Below are 12179 nucleotides of genomic sequence, written 5' to 3'. Positions count from 1 at the left end.
CCTCGATCAGGGGTGATTAAACAAGGCCAACGACACACGTTCCGAATCACCCAGGTAGAGGCTCATCGCCTCCCCTGCCGCCGGTTTATCCTGCTGGACCAGTAACGTGTAAATCTCACGATCGCGCTCCAACCATGGCGACTGGAAACGCTGCTCATCAGGCGCGGCGCAAAACACCAGACGCAGCTGGGCGATGACCTGGGCAAAAAACTCATCGAACAACGGGCTGCGCATCAACCCAACGATCTGCTGGTGTAACACCAGGCTGTGGGTGGCGACCGCACGCCAGTCTTCGCGCTCGCGGGCCAGGGTGGTGGCGTCGATTGCGTTTTGCATGCGCTCCGATTGATCCTCTGTCAGAGGGCCGCTCTGGGCGATGGCCTGCAACTCCAGGGTGCGGCGGACTACAAACAAATCACGCACCTCGTCGCACTCCAGCCGCCGGACCATGACGCCCTTGTTGCGCACGTAGCGGGTCAGGCCTTCCTGGCCGAGACGGTGCAAGGCTTCGCGGATCGTAAGCGCTCTACCCATCTTGTAGTCGGTGGGGTTTATGGATCGCTTACAGTCGAATAGCTCAGGATCATCATCTCACGGCGCATCCCCCAATCGGGACTCGTTGGGACGCTAGGGATATCGGGATCAGGCCACGATACCCGGCTTCACAATTTTTTTGCTTTCGGTCACCTCCTGAATAGCGACTCCATCTCACAGCGCATACGCTCGACCTCTCGGTAGAAGCGCCTGCTTTATGAAGAATAAGAGGTACCTATTACTTCATGATAAATCGCGCCATTAAAAACGTTGCAGGCAATGTAATAACCACAACAATCAGCGGCGCTAAAACCACCGACACATAGAATATCTCAACAGCCACATGAATTATGCATAGACCACTTATATACTGAAATACGTAAATCAGCGGAAATGCCATAAACTTCTTTAAAGCCAGCGGCTCTTTGAAAACGAGGAGCGTATTAAGCAAGTAAGAAACGACCACACTAATCGCAAACGAAAGCGAATAGGCGTATGCATACTCCATTATTTGAATGAGGGCTAAATACACAACATATCCGCCACACGTATTGATACCCCCAACGACAAGAAACCTTGCGAACTCTACATTAAAGAATCTCTTCCTCAATAACTGCATAAGGATGACGATTGACCTCATCAAATATCCTCCAAATGTATTCGCTTATTACACCAAGCATTACGATAATCAAACCTAGCAAGAAAGAAATCAACGTCGCCAATGTTGCAAATCCGGGCACATCGACCTTGCCAAGCAAGGCGCTTACTATCACTACAGTGCCATACCCAAAGCTTACCAAGGACACTATTAGTCCAATTGCCGATACCAATCTGACAGGAGCAAAGGAGAACGAGAAAATAGAGTCAATCAGCAATTTCCATTTTTTCCCGAATGTCCAGCGAGACTTACCGTGCTCGCGTGCTTGACGAACGTAGGGTATTTTTTCGGGGGTGAAGCCCAGCCAGTAAGGGAACAATGGAAAGTTAATATGCTTACCGCTGTCTTTTAAATATGACAAGAGTTGCTTATCCATGAGCGCCAGATCAAAGCCATTTTTTGGGTAACTTGCAAGCACGAATTTTCTAAGCAGTTGGTAGTACACGGCAGAAAAAACTTTCGAACCCATGGGATCTAAACGATCAGTACGCTCACAAATAATGTACTTGGCACCGCGCTGCCAGCGCTCGACCATGTCGGGGATAAGTTCTGGTGGATCTTGAAGATCTGCCGCTAAAAATAGAAAACAATCCCCGGTAATATAATTCAGCCCAGTTTTAATGGCGCTGATTGCGCCAAAATTACGACTCAACTTTATCACTTTTGTGCTGGGGCGTGTGATGACAAACTGCCGAAGAAAATTGAGTGAGTTATCCTTTGAGCCATCATCGACAAAAATCAATTCAAGCATAACTTCTTGTTGCTTGAGTAACCCTTCGATATATAAAAGTTTAGTGAATAAATCCGGTAACGAGCCTTCGTTATAATATACCGGAATCACAATGGATAGCTTTTTCATCAGTTCACCTACTGTGTTGGTTTGGTGGCGGACAAGCTGGGGCGCAGCAGCGTAAGCAGGCCAATGAGACAGAGCAAGGTCACTGCAAGGAAAACGCCGTACATCTGATGTGAGATCCACGGGCCAGAATACATATAGAGCATCTGATCAGGGAACGCCTGGAAATTTCCGGTCCACGGGCCTACGTTGATGGTCAGCCAGAATCTGGAAATAATCAGACCCATTCCTGCGATAGAGTAAGTAAACCACCAGTCGATTTTGCCATCATTCGCCAACCGGTTCAGGACTTGGCAGGTCAGCATGGCGAGTGCCGGCCAGGCATTCAGGAACTGGCGCGATTCGGACCCAATCGATAAAAACGCGAACAGAGCAATATAAACGGTTAAACCCAACCCCTCTTCTTTGACCTGTGCAGCCACGCGTGGCCACAGCAAAATTGCAACCAAATAGAAAGGCCCGTAGTGCATAGCGTGTGCGATGACGTTTACGAGTGGGTTGGATAAAGACGCCTGCGTGAACAGTCCTAAATAGCTGGTAATTGTGAGAGGACCTGGGGTTCTATCTGAGTATTGATACACGATGGCTTTGACGGCGATATAAAGTAAAACCCCCATCACCACTGGAATGATCTTTATGTGTTTTGACGCACGCAGGGCCGAAGGCACATCGATAAGATGTTTCAAGGCCAGATAAATATAACCAATGAACAGTAGAACGCTGAACGGAACAATCTGGACTTTAAATAAGGTGGTTCCTGGAGACTGTCGTAGCCCGTTGTAATATAAGTAGCCGGCGAGGGAGATCAGTGAAAGCGCGACCAGTAATGCTAACAAGCGGCTATGCAAGCCGGGGTAACGCACAGCGACCTGAGTTCGCCCTAACATGATCATCGGTAGGGCGCCGTATAACATAGTGGGCCAGACAAAACAGCATAGAAAACTGAGCAACACCAGGAGCCAAAAGCGGCTGCTAATATAGGCATAAAAAATCCCCAGCCCTAATACATAACCAGACATATCAGTAAGCGTAGGATTATAGGAAAGATTCGTAAGTACTGGATAGTTGAAAAAAAGCGCACTAAACCCTAGAAAATAAATCTGCCTCTGCCACTGATAGTGCCTGCCAATTAAGAACAAAAATGCTGCTGCAACGACTAGCAACCCCACATTAAACAAGTAAAAAGCATGTATCACCTGAGGGGTCGAAAGGGACTTATACCCGAGCAACTGAGTGACCTGGTGAATAATTATAGAGGGAAGCAAGCGACCGACATAATATTCGGAAACTAGATGACTGTTGAGGATTTCCATGGTGTCGCGCTGTGCCCAATCAGCGTAAGCCGCGCCATCCCAGCCAAGGCCATTATTATGCTGGATTCTCTCACCATGGTTGTAGTTAAAGCAAAACCAGAAGATTATAAAGAATATGCCCAAGCAACCTACGAGTGTATGCCGTTCAATTCGTTGCAATGTATTATTCATGAAGTTGTATTTTCTTGTGTTAGTTAGCCTGCAGGTCTTGCTTAATATCTTGCATCGGATGCGCGACCATCTTTACAAAGTCACAGAGTAAAAGAGCTAATCAAATATACAGACTCATAGACGTTCCCTATCGGACCTGTAACTTTTTAATAAGTCAAAATAATATCGCATTTCCACGATTTAACCAAGCTAAGCAAGCATCAATTTGGTGGGCCTCTGCTATGCTTAGACCTTTTCGATGAGACTGCACACATGTAAGGGGAATACTCACTCCCGGATTTGCTTGAACGGATGTACGAGAATCAGCTCGCGTTAGAAGCTGCTCTGATGGAATTGGCTCTCCAAAGCGAAAAACAAGGCCAGGATGAGGTTGGCAATAACGTAAGCGCTCCATAAACCCCACCGACTACAAGATGGGTAGAGCGCTTAGCTGGGCGATACCGGCGAGCAGTTCCACGGCAACAGCGCTTCGTAATCTCCAACCGAGGTCGCCAGTGGTAGCCGTTCTAATGCGTGGCGCAGCCACGCATAGGGCTCTTGGCCGTTGGCTTTGGCAGTCTCGACCAAGCTGTAAAGTTGAGCACTGGCGGTCGCGCCTTTGGGTGTGTCGCTAAACAACCAGTTCTTTCTTCCGATGACGAAGGGTCTGATCGCGCGCTCGGCAGCGTTGTTGTCGATTGGCAGATAGCCTTCCTCGACATACCGCTCCAGTTTGTTCCAGTTACTTGCCAGATAGCCGATGGCCTTGCCCAAGGCGTTCTGAGACGTAACTTGTGGCTGCGTCTTTTCCATCCAGCTTTTTAACTGAGCCAGTACTGGCAGACTCCGATCATGACGGCCGGTTTTACGATCGTCGTCACACGCATCCTTTAGATCACGCTCTACGCCATACAGTTTGTTGATCAAGTTCAGCGCGATGTCGGCACGTCCTGTCTTGCCTTTAGGCTGCACTTTTTGTGCTTCCACGAACTTGCGACGAGCATGCGCCCAACACCCTAGACGCTCGACCCTGGCTTGCGCGCCCAGCGCGTTGTAACCGGCGTAATCATCGGTCATCAGATAGCCGCGATAACCTTCGAGCAGGCGCGTCGGTACCTCCTGCGCACGGCTGGTGGAGTAGTCAAAAAGGATCACTGGTTTATCTGGCGGGCCGCCGGTTTGCACCCACATCCAAGACTGGCTGCCTGGGTCTCGGCCAGGCTCTTTCAACACCTGTACCCGTGTTTCATCGCAGTGGATAACGCGGCTGCCCAGTAGGCTATCGCGCATTAAATTCAGCAGCGGCTGGAAGTGTTCACCGCACTGGATAACCCAGCGTGCCAACGTCTGGCGCGGGATATCGACGCCATGGCGGCCCAAGACTTTTTCGAAACGGTGAAGCGGTAGTCCATCGACGTACTTAGTGGTCAGCAACATCGCCAGAACACTTGGGCTGGCCATGCTTTTTTCAATCAGTTGAGCCGGCTTGTCAGCAGTGACCGGCGCCATCTCGCAGTCGCGGCAACCGTAAACTTTGCGAACGTGTCTGATCACACGGATCTGCATCGGCACGATTTCAAGCTGCTCGCTGACTTCTTCGCCAATCGTGTGTTTGCGGCAGCCGCAGACGCACGTCAGTTCATGTTCGGGAAGTTCGTGGATGATCTCGATACGCGGCAGATCGGCGGGCAGTGGCTTGCGTTTACTGCGGCGCTTGGTCGGGGCAACGACCTCTTCATCTGAGGCTTCGTCCACAGGCTCGACGACGCTTTCTACTTCATTGAAGAGGGCCAGTTGCGGCGTTGCCGCATCAGCTGTTTGCTCGGACTTACGTCCGAACAGACGCTGAAGCAGGAGGGCATTCTGTTCTTCTAGCCGAACAATCTTTCCTTTATCCATCTGACGCTCGTCGAGCATCTGCCCAAGCATTTGCTTGAGCAGAACGGGATCATCTGGAAGATTTTCGGGCAAGGAATTCATGCCCTGGATTATACCGAATCAGGCTACGAATCGCGGCGTCAAAACTTGATGAGGACGTTTGCGCCAGAGGTCAAAGCCATCGAGCATCCAGTTGAGTTCCTGCACGGTCAGAACGATAGCCTCGTCGGTGGCGTCCGGCGATGTTTTGAATCGTTCGGACTCGAGGCGCTTGAGCCAAAGGCAGAACCCGTTGCGCTCCCAGTACAAAATCTTCACCCTGTTGCGCGACTTGTTGAGGAAAACGAAAAGTACGGGGTCGAAGACCGCCACCTTTATAGCCAACTCGACCAGCGCCGCCAGGCCGTCGATAGATTTCCGGAAGTCGACGGGCTTGGGGTACAGATACACTTTTTCGACTTTGGCATCGGGTCGCATCATGGCGAGCTGGCTCCTGAGGGAATCGGGAGCACAGCATCCGGGATCAGATCAGCGCTTTGAAGGTGGGGTTTATGGAGCGCTTACAAAAGACCGGTCAATGACCGGTCTTCTACGTTATCCCCTTAGTTGATCACCAACCTTTCGCGATTCTTTTCCAGCAGTGCCTTTCCAATGCCTTTCACTTCCAATAATTCGTCCACCGCCGTAAACGGACCATTGCTTTCACGGTAGGAGATGATTGCCTTAGCCTTCGCGGCACCGATACCGAAGAGGTCACGACGCAGAGTTTCAGCGTCAGCGGCATTGAGGTTGACCTTCGCTGCTTGATCAGCCTTGGTCACTTGTGCGGAGATGGGAGTTTGGGACTCGGGCTTGCTGGAGGGTGCTGCGCTGGTAGCGATAGAAAGGGTGCTGAGAAAGGCGAAAATCAGAGAAGATATATAAGTGTTTTGCATCATTGACGCTCCATGACATCGTTGAGAGAAGAGCAGCTTTTCCAAAGCTGCTCTTCTAACCTAGGCGATGATTAGAAGGTGTCAAAAGTGGGTGCGTAACAGAGTGTTAACTCAGGGTTCCAGGCGGCGTTGCTGAAATATCCAGTCGACGATTTCGCCATCGGGGGAGTAGCCGCTAACAGTGCCTCGCAAGAGTTGGCGGACCCGAGTGTAATCATCTTCCTCAACAGCGGCCAACAACTCGCCGAGTTTGGCTTTGAATATGTCCCATGACAAATAATCTTCGTTTGCACTCATGATCATCGGATGTTGTGTAGCGACTACGTTGTCACCAATGAGTAACTCTTCGTAAAGTTTCTCACCTGGACGCAGTCCCGTAAATTCAATGGCGATGTCTCCATGGAGGTTCTTGTCGGAACGCACACTCAGACCGGACAGATGGATCATCTTTTCTGCCAGCTCCACGATTCTCACAGGTTCGCCCATGTCCAATACGAATACATCGCCCCCCAGCCCCATGGAACCAGCCTGGATTACCAACTGTGCGGCCTCAGGAATGGTCATGAAGTAACGTGTAATCTTCGGATGGGTCACCGTGATCGGTCCGCCCGATTTGATCTGCTTGTGAAAAAGCGGAATTACCGATCCCGACGAACCCAGCACATTGCCAAAGCGAACCATGGTGAAGCGAGTTTTGTTGACACAGGAAACGTTAGATTTGTCCCCAAACAGCACCGGAGCAGGTTCGCGGCTAAGCGCCTGCAATGTCAATTCAGCCAGACGTTTCGTGCTGCCCATGACGTTGGTAGGACGCACAGCCTTGTCCGTGGAGATCAGCACGAAGTTGGTAACGCCGGCCCGGAGCGCCGCCTGGGCGGTATTCACCGTCCCTATCACATTATTCAACACACCTTCGGCAATATTGTGTTCAACCATAGGCACGTGCTTGTAGGCAGCGGCATGGTAAACCGTGTCAACATGCCAGGTTTTCATGACATCCAGCAACTTCGACGGATCACGAACCGAGCCTAGAATCGGCAGAATCCGCGTCGTTAATGATGCTCGGCTCACACTCAGCTCAAGCTCTGAAAGAATGCTGTAGAGATTAAATTCGCTATGTTCGAACAACAATAATGTCTTGGGCTGCTGCAAGATGATCTGTCGGCAGAGTTCAGAACCGATTGATCCCCCTGCGCCAGTCACAAGGACACTTTTCCCCTTAATGCAGTGCTCCAGCAGCTCGCCTTGCGCAGGCACAGAATCACGGCCTAGAAGGTCAGCAATATCTACCTCCTGGATATCATCTACCTTGACCCTCCCACTCGCCAGATCCATGAACCCAGGGACACTGCGTACGTGCAGGGGAAAGCATTCTAAGAGCCCTAGAATCTCTCGACGACGCCCACGGTTTGAAGAGGGGATCGCGAGCAATATCTCCTGAGCCCCCGTTTCATCGATCATTCGCTGGATATGTTTAGGTTTATATACATGCAATCCAGCAATCACCCGATCTGCGATGCCGCTATCGTCATCAATGAAGGCAACCGGTCGCATGACCCGCCCCATTCGCAAAGCAGCGACCAATTGGTTGCCCGCTGCTCCCGCCCCATAAATCGCGACTTTCGGCAATCCATCGTCTCTATTGGTGAAGGGGACATGTTGTGCAGCGGCAAACCAGTCACCTAAGAAATATTGACGCATCGCTAACCGCAAACCACCTACCATGATCAAACTCAACCACCAATAGTTGAATATGATTGACCGTGGAATAACATTTTCATGATTGCTGTACCAATAAAAAACAACGCCGAGTATCAACGCGGACAAGCTTACCGCCTTGACAATAGCGATCAGTGCATCATTACCGAAATAGCGCATTACAGCACGATACATGCCAAATCGGATGAAAAAAGGGATAGTAACGATTGGTGCTGTAACAAAAAGCCAAGTGTGCATTACTAGAGGATTAGCAAGATCCTCGATCCCAAGCCGAACGACGAAAGCCATCCATAACGAAAACCAAACCAAAAATATATCGGTAATGACTTGCAGAACACGTTTCTGCCGACGCGGGAGACTCAGCAAATAGGCACGTAATTTATCCATAATTTCTACAATTACCATTATTACCAATAAAGTTTAGCTCCCCTCAACGACGTGCCGTCGTGTCGTTGACTGCCTGAGAGCTAGAGCCAGCGGATAGTGGTGATCTGCGCAAGCCGGATGGCACAGTCTATACGTCTTATCGGTGGATAGGTAGCGCGCCTGCCATGGTCAATCACACCAAGCCAAACGCTAGACCTTGGCACCACAGATTGGGTTCTATTCGGGTTACTCTGCTTGCCCAGCATTAAACCTGAAGCCCAACCATACCAGTGGTACGTACGCAACTAACGTCATAGCCAGTCCATCAAGTTGGAAATGCATCATGCAAAATGCAATAGGCAGCAACCAAAAGATGTTAATCAAAAGCGCTGCGATTGTGACGGGCAAGTGTTTGCCGTAACGTCGGGACGCAAACTGATACGCATGGCTTCGATGCGCTTCATATACCTTCTCGCCGCGAATAAGACGCCGGAACAGAGTCAATGTCGCATCAACGATAAACACCCCAAGCAGAATGGCCCACACCCAGAACAAGCGTGAATCGGTCCAAGCAGCATGAAGCGATAGCACACCCAGGATGATACCAAGGAATCCACTGCCCGCGTCCCCCATGAATATCCGTGCAGGGGGGAAGTTCCAGAAAAGAAATCCGAGTGCCGCCATCGCTAGAACTATGGGAGCCCAAATCAACGGGGCAAAACCAAAAATTGTGTAAATCAGACTTGCACCCAAACACACGCAAACGACTTCACCTGCCGCAAGCCCGTCGATTCCATCCATGAAGTTGTAGAGATTGAGCATCCAGACAAGATAAAACGCGCCCAACACTGCACCGACGTAGCCATGCTCGAGTATGAATCCCATAATCTGGAGGGAGGGTGTACCACCCAGCCAATAGAGACTCCAAGCAGCTGCACCGAAATGACCCAACAAACGCCAGCGTGCAGCAATGTGACCGTGATCATCCATGAACCCGATCAAAGCAGTGAGCGCGCCTGAACCCAATAATGCCATAGCTATGAACATGTCGGCCCAGTTGCTGGCCCAAGCAATTAACAATGCGCCCAAAAAGCTAACCACGATCGCTACCCCACCTCCCCGCGGGGTTGGGACGGAGTGAGAACTGCGCGCGTTCGGTACATCAATCAACTTACGAGAAATCGCGTAGCGGCGCAGGAGCCCCGTAAGCAGCAAGGAAATAAGTAAAACGAGGAGCAAAAACCAATAGTTCATTAAATTAACCTATGACATTTCTACTTTTTGCTGCTTGTAAAGCTTACCGGCGTTCACAAGTGCATGTTCTGGGGACACCACCGGCTTCCATTGGAGCAAATCCATGGCTTTTGAACAGTCCACGACAAGTGAACCACAGAGCTGAGTGTAGAGTGCCTCTTTACTCAATAAACGAGCGCCCATTTTCATGGCTGCCAGCGGAAACGGGAGCAGGATCAGGCGCTTTTCCATTCCGTGGGCGAGGTAGCGAAAAATATCCGCCGTGGAAACTGCTAATCCGTCACTGATCAGGAACAACTCGTTTGCCGCTGCCGGGTGCGTAATGCATAGGCGGATGAATTCAACCAGATTCTCTAGCGCGATCATGCTGCGCTGGTTTTTTACTGAACCAAACGGCACAGGAATCCCTAAAGATACCAGCTTCAAAAGACGAGCAAAATTACCGGGCGCATGGGCGGCATAAACCAGTGGAGGCCTGACAATGACCACCTCAAAGTTATCTGCCATGAGGGTAAGCAAGCCCTCTTCCGCCTCCAGCTTCGAGATTGCGTAATCGGCATGGGGAGTCAGCGGCGCGAGCTCAGTAAATGGAAGGTCAGTCGTGGCCGCCCCGTTGACACCAATTGAACTGATGAACACAAACCTCTTCACCCTAGCCGCTTTCGCACAGTTGGCTAGCAACAAGGTTCCATCGCGGTTTACCGCGCGAAACGCAACCAGAGGAGCGGTTGCCACATCATTAAGCTGGTGAGCACGCCCGGCCAGATGAACGACGCAGTCAATACCCGTGAGAGCTGAAGCCAGGGCCGCCTCATCATCGAGCGCGCCCACCACAAACTCAACGTTTTTCAGCGTAGGGGTTTCGCCGCGTATCAGGGCTCGCACGGTATAACCGCTGTTGACCAGTTGCGCACATAACGCATTGCCGACAAATCCCGTCGCGCCCGTCACTAAAATATTCATGCAGTCACTACCTCTAGAATCTCGTCAAGCCACCCTTCTAGTCGATAACGCTGATACACCTCGGTCGGAACATCGACATACTCGGACGTCAGGAAGTCTGCAGGAATGCTGGGGGCACGACGATCAATCACACAAATATTCGTATCAGAAAAAAAATCATACTCACGCACAGCCGCATTGGTGGTAATAAGTTTCTTCTTTGCACCCAGCGTCTCCAACGATCTCATTGTCAACCCGGTTTGCTGCGGATGTTCTATGTCCAATATCATCTTTGAGGCGAAGAAAATTTGCTGGACAGTACACTTGTCCAGCGGATCGAACTTAAAGTCTAAAACGCTGGCCTCCTTAAAGCCTTTGTTCGTCAACTTGTAAGTCAAATAGACCCATTTGGCCTGAAGAAAAAGATACCAGTGTTTTTTGATCGCAGGACCAAGGGCCTTATCGACTTTGGTTAAAACCTGATAACGATCGGTATGGGCGGTGCCGATAAAGCTGATATCAAACGTTATCTGTTCGGGAGCGGTCACTTCGAAACCGCGCGAGAAGAACAGCGGCCTGAAGTTTAGCCCGTATTTGGCAGCGTCGTTTCGGTCGAAGGTAAAGACGTGATGGAAGTATTTCAGGTTGTCCAGCACCCAGCGACGGTTGCCAAAGGAGTCCCACATGTACAGCACGAATACGGCGCCGCAGAACAGTTTCTGCCAACGATTAAGGGTCGTCTCGGAAAGCGTTTGGCCATTTACTACAAACACATAGTGGTAGTCGGTGGATTCGACCTGTTCAGTGTAGTAGCGATCCGCAGCCTTAATCACCCATTCCCGACGTACACGTGTAACCCCCTTCATCAAAGGGGTGGCAAAAGGTCGATCCAGTACGAAATCAACCTCTGCTCCACGACGTCTCAATTCATCGCAGATTTCCGTCTCATAACCAAAGAACTGCGGAGCAACGATTAAAATTTTCTTTCCATCCAGAAGATATTTCATTCAACATTCCGAGACTTGAGGATTTTAGCGGGGATGCCTCCCACAACGACATTGTCCGGGACGGACGACAGTAAAACCGCATTCGCTGCCACCGTAACGCTGTTACCCAACACGATGCCACCGAGCACCTTGGCACCTGCACCGAGAAGAACGTTATCCCCGATACATGGTCGGTGAGCAGCGTCATAGGTAAAATCCAGATCCTTTGCGCCTACTGTGACTCCCTGATAGATCACCGCATTTTCCCCAATCGTGAACGCTCCGATGACCGTGCCCTGAGTATGCGGGAAGAACAGACCTGGACCGATCCTGGACGCCACTGCAATTTCAATCCCGAAGAAAATAAAATTAATCAATGAAAACATCTTCGCGAGCGGTGCCAAGGGCCCTCGATGGCAGCGATGCGCCAGTCGATGGAGCAATACAGGGGCAAATCGAGGCGCCAACATGCCGATCCATAACTTGATGCTCGGACCAATGGCTTGTAGCCCCAAAAGTTGACGGTGGCGTATTGCGTCAGCTATCAGCAACTGTCGAAGGCCTGGCTGATGATCGGACATAATGTAC

12 protein-coding genes are annotated in these 12179 nt (G+C 50.6%); all 12 read right to left on the bottom strand.

The window, feature by feature from the left end:
* Nucleotides 1-6: 6 nt before the first annotated feature.
* The 12 genes from AACY44_RS01025 to AACY44_RS00970 all read right to left on the bottom strand — a co-directional run bounded on the left by AACY44_RS01025 (nucleotide 7) and on the right by AACY44_RS00970 (nucleotide 12172).
* Nucleotides 7-534: a GntR family transcriptional regulator gene (locus tag AACY44_RS01025; RefSeq protein ID WP_339529645.1), complete on the bottom strand. Its 528-nt coding sequence runs from the start codon at nucleotides 532-534 to the stop codon at nucleotides 7-9.
* A gap of 238 nt (nucleotides 535-772) precedes the next feature.
* Nucleotides 773-1153, bottom strand: a complete 381-nt coding sequence (locus AACY44_RS01020; protein WP_339427807.1) for a GtrA family protein — start codon at nucleotides 1151-1153, stop codon at nucleotides 773-775.
* Nucleotides 1125-2051, bottom strand: coding sequence for a glycosyltransferase family 2 protein (locus tag AACY44_RS01015; protein WP_339414805.1), 927 nt, complete (start codon nucleotides 2049-2051; stop codon nucleotides 1125-1127). The genes AACY44_RS01020 and AACY44_RS01015 overlap by 29 nt, the downstream gene beginning before the upstream one ends.
* Nucleotides 2052-2059: 8 nt before the next feature.
* Nucleotides 2060-3532: a hypothetical protein gene (locus tag AACY44_RS01010; RefSeq protein ID WP_339529643.1), complete on the bottom strand. Its 1473-nt coding sequence runs from the start codon at nucleotides 3530-3532 to the stop codon at nucleotides 2060-2062.
* A gap of 426 nt (nucleotides 3533-3958) precedes the next feature.
* Nucleotides 3959-5491 carry an IS66 family transposase gene (tnpC, locus tag AACY44_RS01005; protein ID WP_339529641.1) on the bottom strand — a complete coding sequence of 511 codons (1533 nt, stop codon included), beginning with the start codon at nucleotides 5489-5491 and terminating at the stop codon, nucleotides 3959-3961.
* A gap of 18 nt (nucleotides 5492-5509) precedes the next feature.
* Complete coding sequence (gene tnpB / locus AACY44_RS01000; protein ID WP_339414807.1) at nucleotides 5510-5869, bottom strand: IS66 family insertion sequence element accessory protein TnpB; 360 nt, start codon at nucleotides 5867-5869, stop codon at nucleotides 5510-5512.
* A 122-nt stretch (nucleotides 5870-5991) separates the two neighbouring features.
* Nucleotides 5992-6324 (bottom strand): ComEA family DNA-binding protein, encoded by a 333-nt coding sequence (locus AACY44_RS00995; RefSeq protein WP_339415041.1) that lies wholly within the window; start codon nucleotides 6322-6324, stop codon nucleotides 5992-5994.
* 111 nt (nucleotides 6325-6435) lie between these two features.
* Nucleotides 6436-8433 carry a polysaccharide biosynthesis protein gene (locus tag AACY44_RS00990; RefSeq protein WP_339415042.1) on the bottom strand — a complete coding sequence of 666 codons (1998 nt, stop codon included), beginning with the start codon at nucleotides 8431-8433 and terminating at the stop codon, nucleotides 6436-6438.
* Between the two features lie 222 nt (nucleotides 8434-8655).
* On the bottom strand, nucleotides 8656-9663 hold the full coding sequence (locus tag AACY44_RS00985) for an MraY family glycosyltransferase (protein WP_339414808.1): 1008 nt from the start codon (nucleotides 9661-9663) through the stop codon (nucleotides 8656-8658).
* A gap of 9 nt (nucleotides 9664-9672) precedes the next feature.
* On the bottom strand, nucleotides 9673-10626 hold the full coding sequence (locus AACY44_RS00980) for an NAD-dependent epimerase/dehydratase family protein (RefSeq protein ID WP_339414809.1): 954 nt from the start codon (nucleotides 10624-10626) through the stop codon (nucleotides 9673-9675).
* Entirely contained in the window at nucleotides 10623-11612 is a 990-nt protein-coding gene (locus AACY44_RS00975) for a hypothetical protein (protein ID WP_339414810.1), read from the bottom strand. The genes AACY44_RS00980 and AACY44_RS00975 overlap by 4 nt, the downstream gene beginning before the upstream one ends.
* Nucleotides 11609-12172 carry a serine O-acetyltransferase gene (locus AACY44_RS00970; RefSeq protein ID WP_339414811.1) on the bottom strand — a complete coding sequence of 188 codons (564 nt, stop codon included), beginning with the start codon at nucleotides 12170-12172 and terminating at the stop codon, nucleotides 11609-11611. The genes AACY44_RS00975 and AACY44_RS00970 overlap by 4 nt, the downstream gene beginning before the upstream one ends.
* Nucleotides 12173-12179: the final 7 nt, after the last annotated feature.

Source organism: Pseudomonas sp. RA_15y_Pfl1_P11 (genome assembly GCF_963970975.1).
GTDB lineage: Bacteria > Pseudomonadota > Gammaproteobacteria > Pseudomonadales > Pseudomonadaceae > Aquipseudomonas > Aquipseudomonas tritici.
This window is presented reverse-complemented; position numbering and strand designations above follow the sequence as displayed.

Excerpts from the sequence above, each read along its gene's own strand:
- AACY44_RS01025 (WP_339529645.1), bottom strand. The coding sequence starts at position 534 with ATGGGTAGAGCGCTTACGATCCGCGAAGCCTTGCACCGTCTCGGCCAG.
- AACY44_RS01020 (WP_339427807.1), bottom strand. The coding sequence starts at position 1,153 with ATGCAGTTATTGAGGAAGAGATTCTTTAATGTAGAGTTCGCAAGGTTT.
- AACY44_RS01015 (WP_339414805.1), bottom strand. The coding sequence starts at position 2,051 with ATGAAAAAGCTATCCATTGTGATTCCGGTATATTATAACGAAGGCTCG.
- AACY44_RS01010 (WP_339529643.1), bottom strand. The coding sequence starts at position 3,532 with ATGAATAATACATTGCAACGAATTGAACGGCATACACTCGTAGGTTGC.
- tnpC (WP_339529641.1), bottom strand. The coding sequence starts at position 5,491 with ATGAATTCCTTGCCCGAAAATCTTCCAGATGATCCCGTTCTGCTCAAG.
- tnpB (WP_339414807.1), bottom strand. The coding sequence starts at position 5,869 with ATGATGCGACCCGATGCCAAAGTCGAAAAAGTGTATCTGTACCCCAAG.
- AACY44_RS00995 (WP_339415041.1), bottom strand. The coding sequence starts at position 6,324 with ATGCAAAACACTTATATATCTTCTCTGATTTTCGCCTTTCTCAGCACC.
- AACY44_RS00985 (WP_339414808.1), bottom strand. The coding sequence starts at position 9,663 with ATGAACTATTGGTTTTTGCTCCTCGTTTTACTTATTTCCTTGCTGCTT.
- AACY44_RS00980 (WP_339414809.1), bottom strand. The coding sequence starts at position 10,626 with ATGAATATTTTAGTGACGGGCGCGACGGGATTTGTCGGCAATGCGTTA.
- AACY44_RS00975 (WP_339414810.1), bottom strand. The coding sequence starts at position 11,612 with ATGAAATATCTTCTGGATGGAAAGAAAATTTTAATCGTTGCTCCGCAG.
- AACY44_RS00970 (WP_339414811.1), bottom strand. The coding sequence starts at position 12,172 with ATGTCCGATCATCAGCCAGGCCTTCGACAGTTGCTGATAGCTGACGCA.